17 protein-coding genes and 2 tRNA genes are annotated in these 21749 nt (G+C 72.6%); 11 read left to right on the top strand and 8 right to left on the bottom strand.

Going from position 1 to position 21749, the window contains the following annotated elements; genetic code table 11:
- Nucleotides 1-147 precede the first annotated feature (147 nt).
- The gene (locus HS041_RS25885) at nucleotides 148-738 is read right to left on the bottom strand and encodes a TetR/AcrR family transcriptional regulator (protein WP_196443386.1); all 591 of its coding nucleotides are present in this window, start codon (nucleotides 736-738) and stop codon (nucleotides 148-150) included.
- Between the two features lie 210 nt (nucleotides 739-948).
- On the opposite strand from HS041_RS25885, the gene ureA reads away from it, so the two are divergent.
- The 4 genes from ureA (at nucleotide 949) to HS041_RS25865 (ending at nucleotide 6845) form a co-directional block, all read left to right on the top strand.
- Entirely contained in the window at nucleotides 949-1806 is an 858-nt protein-coding gene (gene ureA / locus HS041_RS25880) for an urease subunit gamma (protein ID WP_196443385.1), read from the top strand.
- Between the two features lie 115 nt (nucleotides 1807-1921).
- Nucleotides 1922-3571, top strand: a complete 1650-nt coding sequence (locus HS041_RS25875; RefSeq protein WP_196443384.1) for an urease subunit alpha — start codon at nucleotides 1922-1924, stop codon at nucleotides 3569-3571.
- A 121-nt stretch (nucleotides 3572-3692) separates the two neighbouring features.
- Nucleotides 3693-4679 carry an agmatine deiminase family protein gene (locus HS041_RS25870; protein WP_230879776.1) on the top strand — a complete coding sequence of 329 codons (987 nt, stop codon included), beginning with the start codon at nucleotides 3693-3695 and terminating at the stop codon, nucleotides 4677-4679.
- A gap of 312 nt (nucleotides 4680-4991) precedes the next feature.
- The gene (locus HS041_RS25865) at nucleotides 4992-6845 is read left to right on the top strand and encodes a tetratricopeptide repeat protein (RefSeq protein WP_196443382.1); all 1854 of its coding nucleotides are present in this window, start codon (nucleotides 4992-4994) and stop codon (nucleotides 6843-6845) included.
- Between the two features lie 29 nt (nucleotides 6846-6874).
- On the opposite strand, the gene HS041_RS25860 is transcribed toward HS041_RS25865, so the two are convergent.
- The 3 genes from HS041_RS25860 to HS041_RS25850 all read right to left on the bottom strand — a co-directional run bounded on the left by HS041_RS25860 (nucleotide 6875) and on the right by HS041_RS25850 (nucleotide 9879).
- Nucleotides 6875-7879, bottom strand: a complete 1005-nt coding sequence (locus HS041_RS25860; RefSeq protein WP_196443381.1) for a phosphotransferase enzyme family protein — start codon at nucleotides 7877-7879, stop codon at nucleotides 6875-6877.
- A gap of 90 nt (nucleotides 7880-7969) precedes the next feature.
- A complete protein-coding gene (locus HS041_RS25855; RefSeq protein WP_196443380.1) occupies nucleotides 7970-8641 on the bottom strand; it encodes a response regulator in 672 nt (223 codons plus the stop codon).
- Nucleotides 8632-9879 carry a sensor histidine kinase gene (locus HS041_RS25850; RefSeq protein ID WP_196443379.1) on the bottom strand — a complete coding sequence of 416 codons (1248 nt, stop codon included), beginning with the start codon at nucleotides 9877-9879 and terminating at the stop codon, nucleotides 8632-8634. The genes HS041_RS25855 and HS041_RS25850 overlap by 10 nt, the downstream gene beginning before the upstream one ends.
- A gap of 186 nt (nucleotides 9880-10065) precedes the next feature.
- Here HS041_RS25850 and HS041_RS25845 point away from each other — a divergent pair, with 186 nt between their 5' ends.
- The 3 genes from HS041_RS25845 (at nucleotide 10066) to HS041_RS25835 (ending at nucleotide 14612) form a co-directional block, all read left to right on the top strand.
- Nucleotides 10066-11364, top strand: coding sequence for an acyltransferase family protein (locus HS041_RS25845; RefSeq protein WP_196443378.1), 1299 nt, complete (start codon nucleotides 10066-10068; stop codon nucleotides 11362-11364).
- A gap of 83 nt (nucleotides 11365-11447) precedes the next feature.
- Nucleotides 11448-13952, top strand: a complete 2505-nt coding sequence (locus tag HS041_RS25840; protein WP_196443377.1) for a DEAD/DEAH box helicase — start codon at nucleotides 11448-11450, stop codon at nucleotides 13950-13952.
- Nucleotides 13953-14039: 87 nt separating this feature from the next.
- Nucleotides 14040-14612 (top strand): DUF2087 domain-containing protein, encoded by a 573-nt coding sequence (locus HS041_RS25835; protein ID WP_196443376.1) that lies wholly within the window; start codon nucleotides 14040-14042, stop codon nucleotides 14610-14612.
- A 38-nt stretch (nucleotides 14613-14650) separates the two neighbouring features.
- Here the strand turns inward: HS041_RS25835 and HS041_RS25830 are convergent, their stop codons facing one another.
- From HS041_RS25830 to dusB, 3 genes are all read right to left on the bottom strand, one after another.
- Nucleotides 14651-15616, bottom strand: a complete 966-nt coding sequence (locus HS041_RS25830; protein WP_196443375.1) for a TAXI family TRAP transporter solute-binding subunit — start codon at nucleotides 15614-15616, stop codon at nucleotides 14651-14653.
- Nucleotides 15613-17607: a TRAP transporter permease gene (locus tag HS041_RS25825; RefSeq protein ID WP_196443374.1), complete on the bottom strand. Its 1995-nt coding sequence runs from the start codon at nucleotides 17605-17607 to the stop codon at nucleotides 15613-15615. Before HS041_RS25825 ends, HS041_RS25830 begins: the two co-directional genes overlap by 4 nt.
- A 128-nt stretch (nucleotides 17608-17735) precedes the next feature.
- Nucleotides 17736-18857 (bottom strand): tRNA dihydrouridine synthase DusB, encoded by a 1122-nt coding sequence (gene dusB, locus HS041_RS25820; protein ID WP_196443373.1) that lies wholly within the window; start codon nucleotides 18855-18857, stop codon nucleotides 17736-17738.
- A 146-nt stretch (nucleotides 18858-19003) separates the two neighbouring features.
- Between dusB and HS041_RS25815 the strand changes: the two genes are divergently transcribed.
- The 3 genes from HS041_RS25815 (at nucleotide 19004) to HS041_RS25805 (ending at nucleotide 19997) form a co-directional block, all read left to right on the top strand.
- A tRNA-Gly gene (locus HS041_RS25815) sits at nucleotides 19004-19075 on the top strand.
- Nucleotides 19076-19089: 14 nt separating this feature from the next.
- Nucleotides 19090-19164: transfer RNA gene (locus tag HS041_RS25810), tRNA-Val, on the top strand.
- Nucleotides 19165-19637: 473 nt separating this feature from the next.
- On the top strand, nucleotides 19638-19997 hold the full coding sequence (locus HS041_RS25805; RefSeq protein ID WP_196443372.1) for a nuclear transport factor 2 family protein: 360 nt from the start codon (nucleotides 19638-19640) through the stop codon (nucleotides 19995-19997).
- Between the two features lie 80 nt (nucleotides 19998-20077).
- On the opposite strand, the gene HS041_RS25800 is transcribed toward HS041_RS25805, so the two are convergent.
- Nucleotides 20078-20728, bottom strand: a complete 651-nt coding sequence (locus HS041_RS25800; RefSeq protein WP_196443371.1) for a hypothetical protein — start codon at nucleotides 20726-20728, stop codon at nucleotides 20078-20080.
- A gap of 212 nt (nucleotides 20729-20940) precedes the next feature.
- On the opposite strand from HS041_RS25800, the gene HS041_RS25795 reads away from it, so the two are divergent.
- The gene (locus HS041_RS25795; RefSeq protein WP_230879604.1) at nucleotides 20941-21735 is read left to right on the top strand and encodes an SDR family NAD(P)-dependent oxidoreductase; all 795 of its coding nucleotides are present in this window, start codon (nucleotides 20941-20943) and stop codon (nucleotides 21733-21735) included.
- Nucleotides 21736-21749 lie beyond the last annotated feature (14 nt).

Genomic DNA, 21749 nt, shown 5'->3' with positions numbered 1-21749 from the left:
GACGCACGTCCGGGGTCCGGCCCGCGTGGCTCCCGGGACTACCGGTGGGCCGTGCCGGGCCGACGGGTGGGCGGACGGACGGTGCGCGGCTTCCGCCCGGAGACGGGAGACCGCGCCGCCGTCGCGTACGCATCCGAAGGGGCACGATCAGGGCTCGAGCCCGTACATGATCTCCCGTACGGCCTGGTCGCGGGCCCATGCCGCATCGCAGCCGGGCAGGCCGAGCAGCACGTCGCTCGCGAGGCTGTCCATGACGCGGCACATGCGGGCCGCGTGGCGCTCGGCGTCGCCGATCGGCCGGAAGACCCCTGCCCCGGCGCCTCGCGCCACGATCCCGGCCAGCTCCCGCACCCAGGTGCCGGCGAAGCCGGCGATCCGGGCCAAGGTCTCCTCGTCCTCCGGCGGCCGGGCGATGGCCTGGGCCCACAGCCGCCAGCGCACGTCCTTGGCGCCCGAGGGCAGGTACAGCTCCGCGAAACGGGTGACCGCCTCACGCGGATCGGTGACGGCCGCCAGCTCGGCGGTGCGGCGTTCGGCCAGTTCGTCCTCGCTCAGCAGTAGCGTGGAGACCAGGATCCGATCACGCCTGCCGAAGTAGTACATGACATGACCACTGCTCATGCCGGCCCGCTCGGCGATGTCCCGGACCCGCACGCGTTCGGGCCCGACCTCGTCGATCGCCAGCAGCGCCGCCCGCAGCACGTGCGCCCGCATGTCGGGACGCTCCAGCCGGACCATGGGTCCCGCCCCGGACGACCCGGCGCCGGACGGATCCGCCCCCCGCGACGGCGCCCCGGACAGGTCCGTTCCCGACGGCGCCGGCCCCGGTGGCTCCGGTCTCGCAGGCTCGGGCCGGGCGACGGGATCCGGATTGGCAGTCATGAGTGACACCGTACCCGCTTAGAATGCTGCTCTAAGTTTGAAGACGGTTCTAACAGGAGGGTGGCCGTGCGGCTGACACCGACCGAGCGCGACCGGCTGCTGCTGTTCACCGCGGCCGAGCTGGCGCGGGCCAGGAGAGCGCGAGGACTGAGGCTGAACGTGCCGGAGGCCACCGCGCTGATCGCGGACGCGGTCTGCGAGGCGGCCCGCGACGGCGTCCGGCTGGCCGATGCGATCGAGGCGGGGCGGGCGGTGCTCGGCCCGGGCGACGTCCTGCCCGGCGTGGCCGACATCGTGACCGAGGTCATGGTCGAGGCCGTCTTCGACGACGGCACCCGGCTGGCCGTGGTGACCGACCCGATCGGGGGCGGTTCCCTGGGCGCCGAGGCGCCCGGCGCCGTGCTCGAACCGGTCCCCTTCACGAAGGAGGGCGCCGGTGCCCGACCGGGCGCCGGTCACACGAGCACCGGCCGCACCGGCGCCGTCCACACCGGCACCGTTCACACCACCGCCGTCCACATGGGCGCCACGACCCGCGCGGGGACCGCCGTCCACACGGACGTCCCGTACGGCACGGGCCCGGTGGACGGCGCGACCGGGCCGGGCCACGTGACGGAGGTGGAGGTCCTCAACACCGCCGCCGTGCCGATCAGTGTCACCTCGCACTTCCACTTCTTCGAGGTGAACCCCCGCCTCCGGTTCGACCGGGGCGCCGCCTACGGACGCAGGCTGGCGGTCCCGGCGGGCTCCACGGTCCGGTTCGACCCGGGCGAGAGCCGTACCGTCCCGCTGACCCCGATCGGCGGCGCGCGGGTCGCGATCGGGTTCGCCGGGCTGGTGGACGGGGCGCTGGACGCTCCCGGCGCGTTCGAGCGGGCCATGGAGAAGGCGCGGGCCTGCGGGTACCTCGGGAGTGAGGCGTGAGCGGGCGGGCCGGCGGGGGCTCGGGCCCCGGCCGGACACGCGAGCGGGGCGGTGACCCGGCGGCCTCCGGGTGCGTCGCGGGTCCGTCGGCCACCGGCAAGAGGATGGTGCGTCAGTGAGCGTGTACGGCCCCCGCAAGGGCGATCGGGTCAGACTCGGCGACTCGGGCCTCGTGGTCGAGGTCGAGCACGACTCGCAGAAGCCGGGCGAGGAGTTCCTCGCCGGGTTCGGCAAGACGGCCAGGGACGGCCTGCACCTGAAAGCCGCCTCCATCCGGGAGACCTGCGACCTGGTGATCAGCAACGTGCTGATCCTCGACCCGTTCCTCGGCGTGCGGACCGCCTCGATCGGCGTCCGCGAGGGGCGCATCCACGCCGTCGGCCGCGCCGGCAACCCCGACACGCTGGACGGTGTGGACGTGGTGGTCGGCACCGGCACCACGATCGTCTCCGGCGAAGGGCTGATCGCCACCGCGGGCGCGATCGACACCCATGTGCACCTGCTCAGCCCGCGCATCATGGAGGCCTCGCTCGCCTCCGGCGTCACCACGGTCATCGGCCAGGAGTTCGGGCCGGTCTGGGGCGTCGGGGTGAACTCTCCGTGGGCGCTGCGGCACGCGTTCAACGCCTTCGACGCCTGGCCGGTCAACATCGGCTTCCTGGCGCGCGGCTCTTCCTCGCATCCGGCCCCGCTCGTGGAGGCCCTGGTGGAGGGCGGCGCGAGCGGCTTCAAGGTGCACGAGGACATGGGAGCCCACACCCGCGCGCTGGACACCGCGCTGCGGGTGGCCGAGGAGCACGACGTACAGGTGGCGCTGCACACCGACGGCCTCAACGAGTGCCTGTCGGTCGAGGACACCCTCGCCGTACTGGAGGGCCGGACGATCCACGCCTTCCACATCGAGGGCTGCGGCGGCGGCCACGTGCCGAACGTGCTCAAGCTGGCCGGGGTGGCCAACGTCATCGGCTCCTCGACCAACCCGACGCTGCCCTTCGGCCGGGACGCCGTCGCCGAGCACCACGGGATGATCGTGGCGGTGCACGGGCTCAAACCCGAGCTGCCCGGGGACGCGGCCCTGGCCAGGGACCGGATCCGGGCGGGCACGATGGGCGCCGAGGACGTGCTGCACGATCTCGGGGTCATCGGCATCACCTCCTCCGACGCCCAGGGCATGGGCCGGGCGGGCGAGACGGTCCGCAGGACGTTCGCGATGGCCGGGAAGATGAAGACCGAGCTCGGCGGGGCGGACGGCGCCGACAACGAGCGGGTGCTGCGCTACCTGGCCAAACTGACGATCAACCCGGCGATCGCGCACGGCCTCGCCCACGAGGTCGGCTCGCTGGAGCCGGGCAAGCTGGCCGACATCGTGCTCTGGCGGCCGGACCACTTCGGCGCCAAGCCGCAGCTCGTGCTCAAGGCCGGATTCCCCGCCTACGGGGTGACCGGCGACCCGAACGCCTCCACCGATACCTGCGAGCCGCTGGTGCTGGGACCGCAGTTCGGCGCGCACGGCGCGACCGCCGCCGACCTGTCGGTGGCCTTCGTCAGCCGGGCCGCCGCCGGGTCGGGCGGCGACCACATGACGACCCGCCGCAGGCGCGTCGGCGTGCGCGGCACCCGGGGCATCGGCCCCGCCGACATGGTCCGCAACTCCCGGCTCGGCTCCGTCCAGGTGGACGCGCTCGGCCGGGTCACCCTCGACGGCGAGGAACTCCGCTCGGCCCCCGCCGACGCGGTCTCCCTCAGCCGCCTCTACTTCCTCTGACATCCCCGGAAAACCCGGGCCCGCACGCATCCGAACCCCCGGCGCGGCCGAATCACCGGCGTCCCCTCCGCGGCCGGCCCCTCTCCGACAACTCTCCGACAGGAGCCAGCACGTGTTCTCCATGCCGCCCGAGTGGCACCCGCACACCCGTACCTGGATGTCCTGGCCGGTCGCCGGCTACGCCCTGACCGACCCCGAGGCGTCCTACCGGGCCTGGTCCTCCGTGGCCAACACGATCGTGCGCTACGAGCCGGTCACCATGGTCGTCGACCCGAGCGGGCGCGAGTCCGCCGCCCGCTGGTTGTCCCCCGCGGTCGAGGTGATGGAGCAGCCGCTCGACGACTGCTGGATGCGCGACAACGGCCCGACCTTCCTGCTGGACGGCCGGGGCGGGCTGGCGGGCGTCGACTGGACCTTCAACGGCTGGGGCTGGCACGCCCACGCCAAGGACGACCTGGTGGCCGGGGCGATCCTGGAGCGGACCGGCGCGCGGCGTTTCCGCTCCGAGCTCGTCAACGAGGGCGGCGGCATCCATGTGGACGGCGAGGGGACGGTGATCGTCACCGAGACCGTGCAGCTCGGCGAGGCGCGCAACCCCGGCTGGACCAGGGAGCGGGTGGAGGCCGAGCTCCGCGCCCGGCTCGGGGTGGAGAAGGTGATCTGGCTGCCGCGCGGCCTGACCGCCGACTACGGCGCGTACGGCACCAGCGGCCACGTGGACCTGCTGGCCTCCTTCGCCCGGCCCGGCCTGGTGCTCTGCCACGTCCAGCCCGACCCGTCCCACCCCGACCACGAGGTCACCCGGGAGAACCTGGCGATCCTGCGCTCCTCGACCGATGCCAAGGGCCGCCCGCTGGAGGTCGTCGAGCTGATCGCGCCGGAGACCCGTGAGGCCGACGGGGAGCTGGTCGACTATTCCTATATCAACCACTACCTGGCCAACGGTCTGGCCCTGCTCTGCTCGTTCGACGACCCGCGCGATGCCGAGGCCGCCGAAATCTTCACGAAACTGTTTCCCGAACGTACGATCGAGTCGGTGGACGCCCGAGACATCTTCGCCCTGGGCGGCGGCATCCACTGCATCACCCAGCAGCAGCCCCGCCCCTGAAAGGTCGGCTCACAGGGGCATCCCTGCTCGCCCTGTCCAGGGAATGTCCGCATTCGGCCAGCATTGCAAATAGATCTTGTCAATCTCCGCGCAAGCTGCGAATACTGCCTTTTGTTCTTACCTGCGAGGAAGGTACGCAATGAAGCCCGTGATCGTTCACAAGCCCGGCACCGTCGCGCTCACCGGGGCCGCCAGCCCCAAGCACGTCGGCTGAGCCAGGCCACACAGAGCCGGCGTCCAGTGATGGGCGCCGGTCCGCGGTGCCGTACGGGACGTCTGCGGCACCACACGAGACGAGACACGAGGAGTTCGGTGAGCCGGGGACAACTCACCGCGGAGGGACCGGATCTTCCCCCTCTGCTGACGCCCCCCGTGGACGCCGACCGGCGTCTGCGCGGGCCGTACACCGCCGGAGGCGCGATCGCCTCCGCCCTGGCGCCCGTCGCGCGCCCGGAGCTGGTCGCCCGCTACGACATCGAGCTGCGCGCCGTGGCCCCCGACCTCCACGACCTCGTCCCCTCCCGGCGTCAGTCGATCGCCGCCCACCTGCCCCCGGCCGAACGCATCCTGGTCCACGCTCCGCGCCGGACACTGCGCCTCGCCAACGGCCTGGCCGAGTTCGTCCGCGAGCACCTGGCCGATACCGGCCCCCGCACGCTCGTCGTCGAGAACGCCTCCGAGGCCGACCCCACCGACCGCGAGCTGCTGCAGGTGCTGCGCCGCCGGATCGGCCCGGAGCTTCTCACCCTGGTCGTCGACGAACAGACCGTGCCGGAGCCCGAGCTCGACCCCGCCGAGCACGACAAGCGCGCCGACGAGCTGGAGCGGCAGGGCACGGTCGGCGCCCGGCTCGGCGCGATCCCCTACCACCGCGAGCGCGGCACCGACCCGCGCAGGGCCGTGGAGGCGCTGAGGTTCGCGGTCGAGTGGTGCCTGGACACCGGCTGCCACCACGCCGTGGCGGAGCTGGGCCTGCGCGCGCTCCCGCTGGTCGACCCGGAGACCGAACCCGACCTGTGGTGGCGGTTCCTGCACAGCACCGCGACCGCGCTCGGCTCGCTGCGCCGCGAGGACGAGGCGGAGGCCCTGTTCGACCGGGCCAGGCGGGAGAGCGTCTCCCCCGTCACACACGCGGCCGCCGCCTACTCCACCGGAATGCTGAAGGTCCGCCACCACGACCCGGCCCGCCGCGATCCGGACGCGGCGCTGGCCTGGGTGAACCAGGCGATCGCCATCTCCACGCTGCTGCCCGACCGGCGCGAGCGCGCCTTCAAGCTGGGCTTCGACCTCAACGGCCGGGCCCTGATCGAGGTACGCCTCGGCCGCCCCGCCAAGGCTCTGGAGCTCGTCCAGCAGGCGGTGGACCTCGCCGACCGGGAGCTCGCGCCGGACGAGCACCCGATCCACCGGCTGGTCCTGCTGGCCAACCGGGCGCAGCTCGCCATCATGCTGGGCCGGCCCGAGGACGCGCTGGAGGATCTGGACCGGGTGATCGCGGCCGACCCCGGCTACCCCGACTACTACATCGACCGGGGCAACCTGCTGCACCGCCTCGGCAGGCTGGACGCGGCGGTCGCCGACTACGAGAGCGCGATGGAGGCGGGCCCGCCCTTCCCCGAGCCCTACTACAACCGGGCCGAGGTCCGCTTCTCCACCGGAGACCACTCCGGCGCCCTCGCCGACCTCGACCACGCCCTGGAGCTGGATCCGGAGTTCGTCGACGCCCTCGCCAACCGGGCCGGGTTGCTGGCCGCGCTGGGCGAGTACGGCAGGGCGCGGGCGGACGCTGAGGCGGGGCTCGCGCTGGATCCGGACAACCCGTACCTGCTGTGCGCACTGGGCCAGGTGGAGATGGCCGAGGGGCGCCACGCGAAGGCGCGGGCCGCACTCGACCGGGCGCTGGAGCGCGCTCCCTCGCTCACGGCGGCCTGGGCCAGCCGCGGTGCCCTGGCCTTCGAGACCGGCGACCCGGCGGGCGCCGTCGCCGATTTCACCCGCGCCCTGGAGCCGGGGGCGGACCCGGCGCTGCTGTTCAACCGGGCGGTGGCGCTGCGCGCTGCGGGCCGGCCGGGGGAGGCCGCCGCCGACCTGGCCAGGGCGCTCGAACTGGCCCCGGACGACGAGGACATCCGGAGGGAGCTGGCCTCGCTCGACGGCGGGGAGTGAGGGCCCCTGATCGCCGGCGGCGCGGCCCGTCAGGGGACGGAGCGGCCCGTCAGATAGCGTTCGGCCAGCTCGCAACTGCCCAGGGTGTAGCCCGCACCGAGTTCGGCGGCGATGTCCACGCCGGTGTGGGTGCCGATCCAGGCGACCAGGAGCAGGCGGCGGAACATGACGAACGTCCAGATCTCGGCCTCCTCCTCCGCGGGCAGGTCCAGCACGGTCCGGTAACCCCGCAGCCAGCCCTCGACCATCTCGGGGACCCGGGGGTGGTGCTCGATGAAGCTGAGCGCCGCGGCCAGGTCGTAGAGGTACCAGCCGAAACCGCAGTCGTCGAAGTCGATGACGCTGGGCGGCCCGTCGCCGGTCACCAGCAGGTTGGCCAGGCGCAGGTCGGCGTGGATCAGCCCGTAACGGCCGGGCCCCCGGCCGAACCGGTGCAGCCGCTCACGCAGCTCCTTGTCCAGCCGGTCCAGTACGGCCAGCGCCTCGGGCTCCATCCCGAGGCCGTCCTGCCAGCGCCCCCAGCGGGACTCGCCCCCCAGGGCGGCGTCGTAGTCCCAGTGGAAGCGGGTGAACCCGGCGGGGGCGCGCCAGGCCCGCGCGTGCCGGTGCATCCGCGCGGTCACCGCGCCGAGCCGTTCGAATCCGTCGACCAGGCGGTCCTCCGGCGGCTCCGTCCCGGGCAGGAACTCGAACATGACGCAGTCACGGGGCTGCTCGCCGGGAACGGTCAGCACCCTGGAGCCGTCCGGGGCGGGGATGACCCTCGGCGTCCTGACCCCGGCCTCCTCACGGAGCGCCTCCAGCCAGGCCAGCTCGGAGACGATGGCCGGGACGGAGTGGTAGCCGAGCCGGTGCACCCGCAGGATGGCGCGCTCCCCGGTCCGCGGGTCGTCCACCCGGAAGGTGGCGTTCTCCGAGACGTTGATCAGCGTGACCTCGGCGCCGGGCAGGCCGTGCAGGCGCGCCGCCGTACGGGCCGTCTCGTGCACGCGGGCCAGCACGTCGCCGCCGGCCGACAGGTCATGAGCCTGCATGGGGTCTCCTCACTGACGCTCGCGCAAAGGCTCGGATCCTACCTGAGGCCTCGCGGGCGGCCGCGCCTCCGCTGCCGCCGGGCGATCCGCCTAGCGAGGGGCCCCGGGCGGGGCCGAGGAGCGGAGGTAGGCCAGCACCGCCAGGACCCGGCGGTGCTGGTCGCCGTCCTCGGCGTGCAGGCCGAGCTTGGCGAAGACGCTGCGGATGTGCTTCTCCACCGCACCGTCGCTGATCACCAGCTGGCGGCCGATGGCCGGGTTGGACCTGCCCTCCGCCATCAGACCGAGGACCTCGCGCTCGCGCGGGGTGAGGGAGGCGAGCGGGTCGTCGCGGCGGCGCCGTACCATCAGCTGGGCCACCACCTGCGGGTCGAAGACCGTGCCACCGCCCGCGATCGCGCGCAGGGCCCCCATGAAGTCGTCGACGTCCACGACCCGGTCCTTGAGCAGGTAGCCCACCGCGCCGCGCGCGTCGGCGAGCAGGTCGTCGGCATAGGAGACCTCCACGTACTGGGACAGGATCAGCACCGGGGCCCCCGGCACCCGACGCCGCGCCTCCACCGCGGAGCGCAGCCCCTCGTCGGTGAAGCTCGGCGGCATCCGGACGTCCACCACCGACACGTCCGGGCGGTGGGCGGCGACGGCCTCCACGAGACCGTCGCCGTCGCCCACCGCCGCCACCACCTCGCAGCCGAACTCCTCCAGCAGCCTGATCAGGCCCGACCTGATCAGCACAGCGTCGTCAGCCACGACTACCCGCACGGCACCTCCGCCACGATCACCGTCGGCCCGCCCACCGGTGAGTCCACCGACAGCTCGCCGTCCACCGCCCGCAGGCGGTCGGCGAGGCCGGACAGGCCGTGTCCCTTGGCGACGTGCGCGCCGCCGACCCCATCATCCCCGATCGTGAGCATCAGGACGCCGCCGGTCTTGGCCAGCGTCACCGTGCAGACGCTCGCGTGGCTGTGCTTGGCGATGTTGGTCAGGGACTCGGCGACCACGAAGTAGACGGTGTTCTCCACCGCGGCGGCGAAGCGCCCCTCCACCTGGACGTCCAGCTCGACCGGGACGGTGCACCGGCTGGCCAGCGCGGCCAGCGCCGGGGCCAGACCGCGGTCGGTGAGGATCGGCGGGGCGATGCCGCGCGACAGGGCGCGCAGCTCGTCCAGGGTCTCCCGGGTCGAGGTGATGGCCTGGGAGAGCATCTGCTCGACGGCCTGCGGGTCGCGCTTGAGCTGGCGCTGGGCGCGGGACAGGTCCATGGCCAGGGAGACCAGGCGCTGCTGCGGCCCGTCATGGATGTCGCGCTCCAGCTTGCGCAGCGCGTTGGCCTCGGCGGAGACCGCCGCGGCCCGGCCCTCGGCCAGGTCGTCGATGCGCTCGTGCAGCTCGGCGACGCCGGTCAGCATGGCCCGGCTGAGCCCGGCCTGGATCAGCGCCCCGCCGCGGATCACCACCGGCAGCGTGATCGCGAACAGCACGCCGATCACGGTGTTGAGGGTCACCTCCGCCAAGGCGCTGTCCCCGAAGCCGAGCAGTTCGGCCAGTCCGTGGTTGTCCGGGATGCTCGCGATGATCCATCCGTAGATGGGGGCGGTCAGCCCGAGGATCGTCCCGGCCCACCAGGTCACCGTGAAGCAGAACGTCACGACGGCGACCGGGAAGTTCACGATGCCGTAGATCAGGTCCAGCCAGGACTGCCCGCTGGTCAGCGGGTTGACCATGCGGCGGAACCAGCCGGCGCTCTCGGGGGCGCGGCGGTAGCGCGGCCGGGCCACCGGGCGGCCCAGCACCTCGGGGAGCATCCGCCGCTCCAGGTCGGCGAAGCCCCGGGCCAGCAGCAGTGTGAGCGCCAGGATCGGCACCCCGATCCACACGACCACCGTCCCGATTCCGGCGGAGAAGCCGGCAACCATCAGGACGAAGGCCACCACCGCGAGGGGGAAGCCGAGGAGCAGGTAACGGGTGTCGATTCCGACGCGGCGCAGGAGGGATCTCATGGGGGCAACGCTACGAGCCCCCGGCCACCCCGATCGACCCGGCGGGCAGGCATCCCGGGGTAGGGCTGGCCCTACCCTCCCCAGTGGGGTGATCTTGCCTCCAAGAGGCCCGCAGCCGTCACTGCGCCGCCCGGGGGACTCGCGAAAGTCTCGGAACACCACCCCCGTGAGGAATCGAGACGCCCGATGGCCGCCGTTCTGACCCGCCCCGCGCCCGCCCGCCCGCCGCTCGTCCCGCCCCCGGCGCCGCCGCTCGCGCCACCCGGCCGCGACCTTTTCGTCGACGTCCTGCGGCTGTTCGGCATCGCGCTGGTGGTGCTGCAGCACTGGAGCATGCCCGTGCTGTCCTTCGCCGGCGGCGAGATCACCACCGGGAACGCTCTGGCGTCCGGGAACGCCTGGGCCGTCACGTGGATCAGCCAGGTGATGCCGCTGGTGTTCTTCGCCGGCGGCGCCGCCAACGCGATCAGCCACCGCGGCGCGGTCCGTCGCGGCCACGCGGGCCCCGCCTGGCTGGCGATGCGGCTGCGCCGCCTGGTCTGGCCGGTGCTGCCGCTGGCGGCGGTCTGGCTCCCCCTCCCCCACCTGCTGCTCGCGCTGGGCCTGCCCGAGCAGCCGGTGGTCACGGCCTCGCGCCTGGCCGGCCAGTTGCTGTGGTTCCTGGCGATCTACCTCGTGGCGGTGGCGGTGACGCCGCTGATGCTCAGGCTCGACGCGGCGTACGGCCTGCGGGTGCCGGCGGTGCTGGCGGCGGGGGCCGTCGCGGTCGACGCGGCCCGCTTCACCAGCGGCCCGGAAGCCATCGGGTTCGCCAACATCGCCCTGGTCTGGCTCGCGGTGCACCAGCTCGGCTTCCTCTACGCCGACGGCCGCCTGCGCCGCCCGTGGACCATGGCGGCGGCCGGCTACGGCCTGGCCGTGCCGCTGGTGGCGTTCGGGCCCTACCCGGGCAGCATGATCGGCATGCCGGGGGCGGCGGTGTCCAACATGGCGCCTCCCACGGTGGCGCTGCTCGCGGTGGGACTCGGGCAGATCGGGCTGGCGCTGGCGCTGCGCCGGCAGATCACCGGGCTCGCCGCACGACCGGGCGCGGCGCGGATCCTCGGCTGGGCCGGTCCCCGCATGATGACGGTCTACCTCTGGCACATGAGCGCGCTGTTCGCGGTCACCGCGATCGTCGTGGTGGGGCTGGGCCTCTCCACCCCCGAGCCGGGAAGCCCGGCCTGGCTCTCGGGCTGGCCGGGCTGGCTGGCCGCGCTCGCCCTGGTCATGTGGCCGCTGCTGCGGGGCCTCGCCCGGTTCGAGGAGCCGCCGGCCGCCGCGCCGTACCGCGGCGGGACGGCGAGGATCGCGGTGGCGGCGGCGCTCGCCGGGGCGGGGCTGCTCACTCTCACGCTGTCCGGCTTCGCTCCGGGCCCGGCACCCGTGCTCGGCACGGCCGCGCTCCTGGCGAGCCTGCTGCTGACCCACTCGCGCCGCCCGTAGACCCTCTCGCGTGCCCCGCGGGACACGGCCGCGCGAAACGGAGTCACCCCTGCTGGTTCGACAACCGCCGGTTGTTCGGCAGGATGGGAACCGTGAGCCTTGTAGACCGCCTGCCAGAAGAGATCGACGCCGATCCCGACGCCATCTTCGACGCCTTCGTCGAGTGGAACACCGAGCGGGGGCTCACCCTCTACCCGGCGCAGGAGGAGGCCCTCATCGAGGTCGTCTCCGGCAACAACCTGATCCTGGCCACCCCGACGGGGTCGGGCAAGAGCCTGGTCGCGGCGGGCGCGCACTTCACCGCGCTCACCCGGGACGTGCGGACTTTCTACACCGCGCCGATCAAGGCGCTGGTGTCGGAGAAGTTCTTCGACCTGTGCGACGTCTTCGGCACGGAGAACGTCGGCATGATGACCGGCGACGCGAGCGTGAACCCCGGGGCGCCGATCATCTGCTGCACCGCCGAGATCCTCGCCAACGTCGCCCTGCGCGACGGCGCGGCGGCCGACATCGGCCAGGTCGTCATGGATGAGTTCCACTTCTACGCCGAGCCCGACCGGGGCTGGGCCTGGCAGGTGCCGCTGCTGGAGCTGCCGAACGTGCAGTTCGTGCTGATGTCGGCGACGCTCGGCGACGTGACCATGTTCGAGGAGGACCTGACCCGGCGCACCGGCCGGCCGACCTCCGTGGTCAAGCACGCCGAGCGCCCGGTCCCGCTGGTCTACTCCTACCGGATGACCCCGCTCCACGAGACGTTGGAGGAGATGCTCTCCACCAACCAGTACCCGGTCTACGTGGTCCACTTCACCCAGGCCGCCGCCATGGAGCGGGCGCAGGCGCTGATGAGCATCAACATGTGCACGAAGGCCGAGAAGGAGGCCATCGCCGCGCTGATCGGCAACTTCCGGTTCACCACCAACTTCGGCCGGGCGCTGTCCCGGCTGGTACGGCACGGCATCGGCGTGCACCACGCCGGCATGCTGCCGAAGTACCGCCGCCTGGTGGAGCGGCTGGCCCAGGCGGGCCTGCTGAAGGTCATCTGCGGCACCGACACCCTCGGCGTCGGCGTCAACGTGCCGATCCGCACCGTGCTGTTCACCGCGCTGAGCAAGTACGACGGCAACAAGGTCAGGCGGCTGCGCGCCCGCGAGTTCCACCAGATCGCCGGGCGGGCGGGCAGGGCCGGCTTCGACACCATCGGATACGTCGCCTGCCAGGCCCCCGAGCACGTCATCGAGAACGAGAAGGCGCTCGCCAAGATCGGTGACGACCCCAAGCGGCGGCGCGGCTACGCCCGCAAGAAGCCGCCGGAGGGCTTCGTCGGCTGGAGCGAGGAGACCTTCGTCAAACTCCAGGAGGCCGAGCCCGAGCCGCTGAGCTCCCGCTTCAAGGTCAGCAACGCCATGCTCCTGGCGGTCATCAACCGGGGCGGCGACTGCTTCGCCGCGATGAAGCACCTGCTGACCGACAACCACGAGGACCGCAAGTGGCAGCGGCGGCACATCAGCCAGGCCATCGCGATCTACCGCTCGCTGCTGGCGGGCGGCGTGGTGGAGCAACTGCGGGAGCCGGACGAGCAGGGCAGGCGGGCGCGGCTCACCATCGACCTGCAGGAGGACTTCGCGCTCAACCAGGCGCTGTCGACGTTCGCGCTGGCCGCCTTCGAACTGCTCGACCGGGAGTCGCCGGCCTACGCCCTGGACATGGTCTCGATCGTGGAGTCCATCCTCGACGACCCGCGCCAGATCCTGTCCGCCCAGCTGAAGAAGGCCCGGGGCGAGGCGGTGGCGGAGATGAAGGCCGACGGGATCGAATACGAGGAGCGGATGGAGCTCCTGGCCGAGATCACCCATCCGATGCCCCTGGCCGACCTGCTGCTGGGGGCCTACGAGACCTACCGGCGCGGCCACCCGTGGGTGGCCGACTACACGGTGAGTCCCAAGAGCGTCATCCGGGACATGTACGAGCGGGCGATGACCTTCACCGAGTACGTCGCCCACTACGAGCTGACCCGCTCCGAGGGCACCGTGCTGCGCTACCTCGCCGACGCCTACCGCACGCTCTCGCGGACCATCCCCGAGCACCTGAAGACCGAGGACCTGGTCGACCTGATCGAGTGGCTGGGCGAGCTGGTCCGCCAGGTCGACTCCAGCCTCATCGACGAGTGGGAGAAACTGGCCAACCCCTCCCTGGCGGCCGAGGCCGAGCAGGAGATCGAGACCAAGCCCCGGCCGGTCACCGGCAACCCGCGCGCCTTCCGGGTGCTGGTGCGCAACGCGATGTTCCGCCTGGTCGAGCTGGTCGCCCTGGAGAAGGAGGAGGAGCTCGCCGAGCTCGCCCCCGACGTCGACTGGCCCGCCGCGCTGGACGCCTACTACGCCGACCACGACGAGGTCGGCACCGGCCCGGACGCCCGCGGCCCGGCCCTGCTCCGCATCGAGGAGGAGAAGGAGCTGTGGAAGGTCCGGCAGGTCATCGCCGACCCGGCCGGTGACGGCGACTGGGGCATCGACGCCCAGGTCGACCTGGCGGCCTCCGACGAGGAGGGCCGCGCCGTCGTCCACGTCATCGGCCTCAACCGCCTTTGAGACGCCGCCCCGGGATCTCGCGGGCGGCGTCTCCGGCGGCGGATTTCCGATGGCGGGGCGGGAGGGGGAGCAGGAAGGATGGGGACCATGGGCGATGAGGCGATCAGGCAGGTTCTCGGCCTGCTCTACCAGGACGACACGTTGCGGGTGCTGTCGGCGCTGGCGCTGGAGCGCGGGCCCGAGGAGTCCGGGCTGGACCACGACGCGATGCTGCTGGCGCTGAACCGGCTGGAGCGCGGCGGGCTGGCCGTACAGGACGGCGAGGGCGGGTGGCGGGTGCGGCGCGAGCGCTTCCGGGAGCTGCTGCACGCCTCCGCCCCGCCGCCCGAGGCCGTCTCCGCCGAGGAGAAGGTGCTGCGCTCCTTCCTCGTGGACGGGCGGCTGCGGGCCATCCCCACCAAGCGGGACAAGCAGCTCGTCGTGCTGAACTACATCGCGCAGGTCTTCGAGCCGGGCGTGCGCTACCCGGAGAAGGCCGTCAACGTGGCGCTGCGCGCCTTCCACGACGACTACGCGGCACTGCGCCGCTATCTGGTGGACGACGGCATGCTGACCCGGGAGAACAACGTCTACTGGCGCAGCGGCGGCGCCGTCGACGTCGCGGCCGATGACGGGACCTCCGCGGTCTCCCGCGCGGCCCGGGGACCCGCCGAGGGCTGAAGGCGGGCCCGCGCGTCGGGGACGGACCCGCCCCGTGGTCAGCCGTAGTACTTCTTGGCCCCGTCGTGCAGCGGCACCGGGTCGGTCATGGGCGCGTTCTCGCGGGTGATGCTCTTGGCCGCGGGGTGGACCTGCTCCAGCTCCGCCTTCCGGTCGAAGAGCAGCCGGGCCAGGCTCTCCGCGAGCGCCGGGTCCGTCTTCTCGTTCACCACGAGAAGGTTGGGGACCACGATCGTGGGCACGTCGGCCGGGGTGGCGTAGACGTCCTTGCCAATCGTGCCCTGCGCGTAGACCTGGCCGTGCTCGGCCTGCATCGTGGGCAGGGAGGCGTCGAGCGGAACGAGGGCGACCTTCTCCTTGAGGCTGGTGAACAGGTCGGTGATGCCCGGGGTGGGCAGGCCGCCCGACCAGATCAGGGCGTCGACGGTGCCGTCCTTCATGCCCTGCACGCTTTCGGGCAGGCCCAGGGACTGGCGGGTGACGTCCTTGTCGGGATCGAGCCCGGCGGCCTTCAGCAGGCGCAGCGCGATGACCTCGGTGCCGGAGTTCGGCGAGCCCGTGGAGACCCGCTTGCCCTTGAGGTCGGCGATGGACTTCACGTTCGCCTCGGCGCTGGCGACCACCTGGGTGGAGTTGTCGTACAGCCGGGCGATGGCTCGGATCGGCTGCGGCGAGGTGAAGGCGCCCTTGCCCGCGATCGCGTCGGCCGCCGAGTCGGCGAGGGTGAAGGCGATGTCGGAGTCACCCTTGACGACGCGCTGGATGTTCTCCACCGAGGCGCCGGTCGCCTCGGCCGTCGCCTGGTAGCCGGGGATGTTCTTGCTGATCTGGTCGGCCAGGCCGCCGCCCAGGACGTAGTAGACACCGGTGGTGTTGCCGGTGGCGATCGACAGGCGCTTGCCCCCGCCGGTCGTCTGCTCGGCGGTCTGCTCGGCGGATCTGTCGCCGCCGCAGGCGCTGAGCACCAGCATCCCGGCGGCCAGCAGGACGGTGAGACGTCTCATTGGTCGAGCCTCTCGTTCTCACGGGACGGACTTTCACTGGATGCGCGCGCGGAGGGGGTCTCGGGGGAAGGCACGCGACGGGAGAGCTTCCGCAGGACCAGATGGAGCGCGGCGGCGAGGACCAGCACGCCCGCCCCGGCCAGCACGGGCACCGGCGACAGGAACAGCAGCAGGACCGCGGCCGCCCCGCACAGCACCCGGACGGGCAGTCCGGCCGGGCCCTCCGGGCGGCCGCCGGTGGCGACGGCCAGCGCGGCCACGGCGAGCGCCGACACCGCCGCGGCGAGCAGGACCTCCCCCGCCGGGCCCTGCGCGAGCAGGCCGGCCCCTCCGGGCGTCAGCACGAAGGCGAACGGCACCAGGAAGGCCGGGAGGGTGTACTTCCAGGTGGCCAGCATGGTCCGGTAGGCGTTGCCGCCGGTGATGGCCGAGGCGGCGAAGGCCGACAGCGCCGTCGGCGGGCTGACCTCCGACAGCACCGCGTAGTAGAAGATGAACATGTACGCCTCGGCGTCGGCGACGCCGAGATCCTTCAGCGCGGGCGCGATGATGACCGCCGCGATCACGAACGACGCGGTCACCGGCACGGCGAGACCGAGCAGGAGCACCGCCAGCGCGCACATCAGAGCGGTGACCGCCAGGACGCCGCCCGAGACCCCGACGATCAGCGAGCTGGCCTTGAGCCCGAGCCCGGTGAGCGTCACGACGGCGACGATCATCCCGGCGGCGGCGCAGGTGACCGCGACCGGCAGGACGCCCAGGGTCCCCTCGGCGAGGGAACGGGCCGCCCTGCGGGGGGTGAGCCGGTGCTCCGGGTCGAGGAAGGAGAGCGCGAAGGCCAGGATCGTGGCGTACACCACCGCGCGGAACGGCGACTGGCCGAGCGCCATCAGCACCACGATGACGAACAGCGAGCTGAAGTGGTAGCCGGACCGCCGCAGCAGCGGCCAGAGCCGGGGCGCGTCGACCTCGACGGCGTGCGTGCCGTACCGGCGGGCGTCGAGCTCGATCGCCAGGAAGATGCCCAGGTAGTACAGGAGCGTGGGGATCAGCGCGTAGAGCAGCACGGTGAGATAGCTGACCTGCATGTACTCGGCGATGATGAACGCCGCCGCGCCCAGCGTGGGCGGGGACAGGATCGCTCCGATGCCCGCCGCGGCGAGCACCCCGCCGCCCTGCTCGCGCGGGTAACCCGCCCTGCGCAGGATCGGCCAGGCGACGCTGCCGACGCTCACGGTCGTCGCGACGCCGGAGCCGCTGACCGTGCCGAGCAGGAACCCGGCCAGGGTGACCGTACGGCCCGGCGCGGCGCGCGAGCGCCGGAACGCGGCCAGGGAGACGTCCACGAAGAACCGCCCCGCGCCGGAGTGGTCGAGGACGGCCCCGTAGATCGTGAACAGGATGATGTAGGTCGCCGCGACGTCCAGCGGCACGCCGTACACGCCGTCGGTGCCCATGACGAAGGAGACGACGATCCGGTCGATGTCGTAGCCGCGGTGCCCGAGCAGCCAGTCGAAGGGCAGGTATCCGCCGTAGTAGGCGTAGGCGAGGAACGCCAGGCAGACCGCGGGCAGGAGCCAGCCGACGGTCCGCCGGCACGCCTCCAGGACCAGCAGGCAGATGACCGCCCCGGCCACGACGTCGAGGCCGGTCGGGTCGAACGTGCGCCGGATGAAGTCGTCGAAGACCGCCAGCGGGTAGAGGCACGCCGCCAGTGAGAGCGCGGCCAGCGCCCAGTCGGCGGCGCCCGGCCGGTCCCCGCCGCGGCGCCGGGGCTTGTAGCAGAGGAAGACGAGCGGGAGCACGACCGCCAGGAACAGCATCCGGTACGGCAGGACGGATCCCGGGAAGAACGTCCACCACAGCACGTAGAGGGACAGACCGAGCGCGATGACGGTGACGGCCCGCGAGAGCGCGCCGGGCAGGTGCCGGGCGGGCCGCTCGGCGTCGAGCTCCGCGATGAGCGCCTCGGGCGATGGTGTCGTCGTCATCCCCGTCAAACACCGCCCCCGCGTGTGCGCCGCCGGCCGTTGACGGCAACGTACCCAGGGAGCTGACCCCAGGGCGTCAGGAAAAGATCACATTATGATCACTTCGGCCGCCCGGCGGGAGGCCGTGGTCAGCCGCCGGAGGTGTCGAGCTCGGCGTCCGCGCACGGCACGGCGAGGTCGTATGGGTCGTCCAGCCAGCCGGCGGGCAGGTGCACGCGGTCGCGGGCGTGGGTCTTGCCGCGCGGCGCGTCCACGCCGTCCGGCCAGGGCTGCGCGGCGTCCAGTTCGGACAGGCCCGCGCGCAGCTCGCCGAGGGTGCCCGAGGTCGCCAGGCGGCGGCGCAGGTCGGCGCCGACGGTGAAGCCCTTGAGATACCAGCCGACGTGCTTGCGGAAGTCGGCCACGGCGTGCGGCTCGCTGCCGAAGCACTCGGCCAGCAGCGTGGCGTGCCGGTCCATGGTCGCGGCCACCTCGCCCAGCGCGGGCCGGACCCTCTCGGCGCTCCCGTCGCACACGGCGGCCAGGTCGCGAAACAGCCACGGCCGGCCCAGGCAGCCTCTGCCCACCACGACCCCGTCGCACCCGGTCGACTCCATCATCCGCAGCGCGTCGTCGGCGCTCCAGATGTCGCCGTTGCCGAGCACCGGGATCTCGGTGACCGCCTCCTTCAGCCGCGCGATCGCCTCCCAGTCGGCCGTCCCCCCGTAGTGCTGGACCGCGGTACGGCCGTGCAGCGCGACCGCGGCGACGCCCTCCTCCACCGCGATCCGCCCGGCGTCCAGGTAGGTCAGGTGGTCGTCGTCGATGCCCTTGCGCATCTTCATGGTCACCGGGAGCGTCCCCGCGTTGCGGACGGCCTCGCGCAGGATCGCGCGCAGGAGGTTGCGCTTGTACGGCAGCGCCGAGCCTCCCCCTCGCCGGGTCACCTTGGGCACCGGGCAGCCGAAGTTGAGGTCGACGTGGTCGGCCAGGTCCTCCTCGGCGATCATCCGTACGGCCCTGCCGACCGTCACCGGGTCGACCCCGTAGAGCTGGATGCTCCGGGGGCTCTCCTCCGGCGCGAAGCGGATCATCTTGAGCGTCTTGGCGTTCCGCTCCACCAGCGCCCTCGTGGTGATCATCTCGCAGACGAACAGCCCGCCGCCCTGCTCCCGGCAGAGCGTGCGGAACGGCGCGTTGGTGATCCCGGCCATGGGCGCGAGGACGACCGGCGGCCAGACCTCCAGCGAACCCAGCTTCAACGACTCCACCTGGTGTTTCTACCGCACGGGAGCGCGTGGGACGAAACGGCGCCCGGTCGGCGGACCGGGCCTGCCGGGCGCCCGGTTACGCACCCGCCCGGAAAACCCGCTAGAGTTCTCTCGTCGCCGCGGGGCGGAAAGCCCGGCGGAAACACGCGGAAGTGGCTCAGTGGTAGAGCATCACCTTGCCAAGGTGAGGGTCGCGGGTTCGAATCCCGTCTTCCGCTCTGATTTCACCCGAGGACGATTAGCTCAGCGGGAGAGCGCTTCCCTGACACGGAAGAGGTCACAGGTTCAATCCCTGTATCGTCCACCACGCTCCACGCCTGACCAGGTTCGGCCTGGTCAGGCAGAAGACAGAGCCCCAGCTCACGGCCCTGGCCGGGAGTCTGGGGCTTTCTTGTCGTCCCCGATCCTCCGGCCTGCGAGGACAGCTCCCCGAGCCGGTGCGCGCGACCGGAGGAGATCATGACGCCCGGGGCGGAGAGCCCTTTCGAGCGGCCCATACGCAGAAGAGGAGCCATCACCGAGGTCCGCGCGAAGACGGAGCGGGCGGAGACGGTGATCGCCGCACTGGAGCCCGCGGGCTCACGCCGGATTCCGCCCGGCGCACGAGGATCGTCTCCTGCACCGGCTCCGGCCTCCCGACCGCCTGGGCCGTCCGGGCGGTGACGGCCACCGACATGGCCGACGTGCTCCAAGACCGCCGAGGGTCGCTCCGCGATCCCGGAGAGGGCCGCCCGCCGGGTCCTCTTCCTTCCGGGCCCCATTCCGGGGTAGACCGAGAGCATGACCGATCTCAGCCGGGTGAGTGCGTGGATCGACGGATACGTCAGAGCGTGGAACTCCAACGATCCGGCGCACATCGGCGCCCTGTTCGCCGAGGACGCCGACTACTACACCGCCCCGTTCGACCCGCCGTGGCACGGCCGCGGGCAGATCGTCTCCAGGTGGCTGGAGAACAAGGACGAACCCGGCGAAACCACCTTCGAGTGGTCACCGCTGAGCGTCACCGGTGAAGTGGCGATCGTCCAGGGAACCACCGCGTACCCCGACCGCTCCTACAGCAACCTGTGGGTGATCCGGCTCGATGCCGACGGCCGCTGCCGCGAGTTCACCGAATGGTGGATGGAGTGTCCCCCGGCGTAGGCCGGCGCCCTCTCACGCCCCGCCCGGAACCGTTCCGGACGGGCGGGTGCGCCCTCGGACCCGCCCGTCCGGCCGGCGGCTCAGTCTGCGATGTAACCGATCGAGCGGACGTCGTAGCCCTTGGCCTTCGATCCGCGGACGTGCATGAACATGGCGCCGCCCTCGTAGGAGTAGGCGCACGAGTAGCCCTTGGGCTCCGGCGAGCAGCCCTGGAAGAAGTGGGTCACGCCTTTCGGGTCGTACTTCACCCGGAACAGCCTGTCCACGGCGGCCGTGCGGGCGGCTTCCAGGCCGCGGTTGCGGTCGTTCTTCTTCCACGCTGCGAACAGGTGCTTGGCGGCGGCGGACGGAGTGGTGAAGTGGCGAGACCCGTAGACCTTCGTCACCTTCCCCCCGGACACGATCATCAGGATGCCGTCGAGCCCGCCCGGCACGTTCACGCTCGTGTGCACGAACCGGCAGGCGTTGCCCGAGCATCCGGCGAACTCGTCCGGAGCGCGGTAGGCGTAGGAGAACATGGCTTTCACCGCGGACGGCGTCGCCACCCGGGCGGCTTCGCGGCGGTCGCCGCGAACCCACGCGCCGAAGAGCTTCTTGGCCGGGGTCGCCGAAGCGGCGGAGCCCGGGGCCTGCGCCGGGGTGACCGCCTGGGCGGATACCGGAGCGGACGGGAGCATCAGCATGGCGCCCGCCGCGACCGCGGCGCCACCGAGAACAAGTCGTCTGGACACATCCGCACGGTAGAACCGGCGGCTTGCACCCGGGTTACCCCGGGCTTGCAGCGTCCGGTCCGGCTCCACCGCCCGTAGTCGTGCGCCCCGGTCACGGAGACGGCGGGGCCGGGGGCCGGGGGCCGGGGGCCGGGGCGATTTTCCCCACGCGCCGCCGCATGCCCGTAGGTTGGAACGAAAACCGGCGGCGATCACGCGGCTTGGAGGCGGGCATGAGCCGTTCCTACGTGGTGACGGGCGGCGGACGGGGCATCGGCAGGGCGGTGGCCGAGCGGCTGCTCGGCGCCGTCGGCCGTACCGGGCGTGTGGTCGTGATCGAGCTCGACCCCGCCGCGCTGGCCTGGACGGACGGCCACCCGTCGGGGGCCCGCGTCACAGCCGTGATCGGTGACGCCGCCGACGAGGCCGTCGTGGAGCGGGCCGCCGACGCCGCGCAGGAGGCGGGAGCCCTCACCGGCTGGGTCAACAACGCGGCGGTGTTCCGGGACGCCTCCGTCCACTCAGACTCCACGCGCGTGCTGCTCGATCTCGTCACGGCCAACCTCACCCCCGCCGTCACCGGGTGCGCCACGGCGATCCGCCGTTTCCTCGCGGCGGGGACGGGCGGGGCGATCGTCAACGTCTCCTCGCACCAGGCCCGCCGGGCAGTGCCGGGTTGCACGCCATACGTGACGGCCAAAGCGGCGATCGAGGGGCTGACCCGCGCGCTCGCCGTCGAGTACGGCCCGTACGGCGTCCGCGTCAACGCCGTCGCGCCGGGCTCGGTCCGCACCGAACGCTACGACGAGTTCCTCGACCGGCGGAATCCCCATGACGCCGCCCGGATCGAGCGGGAGATGGGCCTGCTGCACCCGCTCGGCCGGGTGGCCCGTTCCGAGGAGGTCGCCGCCGCGATCGTTCACTTGCTCTCCGAGGAGGCGAGCTTCGTCAACGGCGCGACCCTCCCGGTCGACGGCGGCCGATCGATACTCGCCCGCGACCCCGAGTCGCACGACGCAGGCCTCTGAGAGAGACCGTCCCT

This window comes from Planomonospora sp. ID67723 (assembly GCF_015711605.1).
GTDB lineage: Bacteria > Actinomycetota > Actinomycetes > Streptosporangiales > Streptosporangiaceae > Planomonospora_A.
This window is presented reverse-complemented; position numbering and strand designations above follow the sequence as displayed.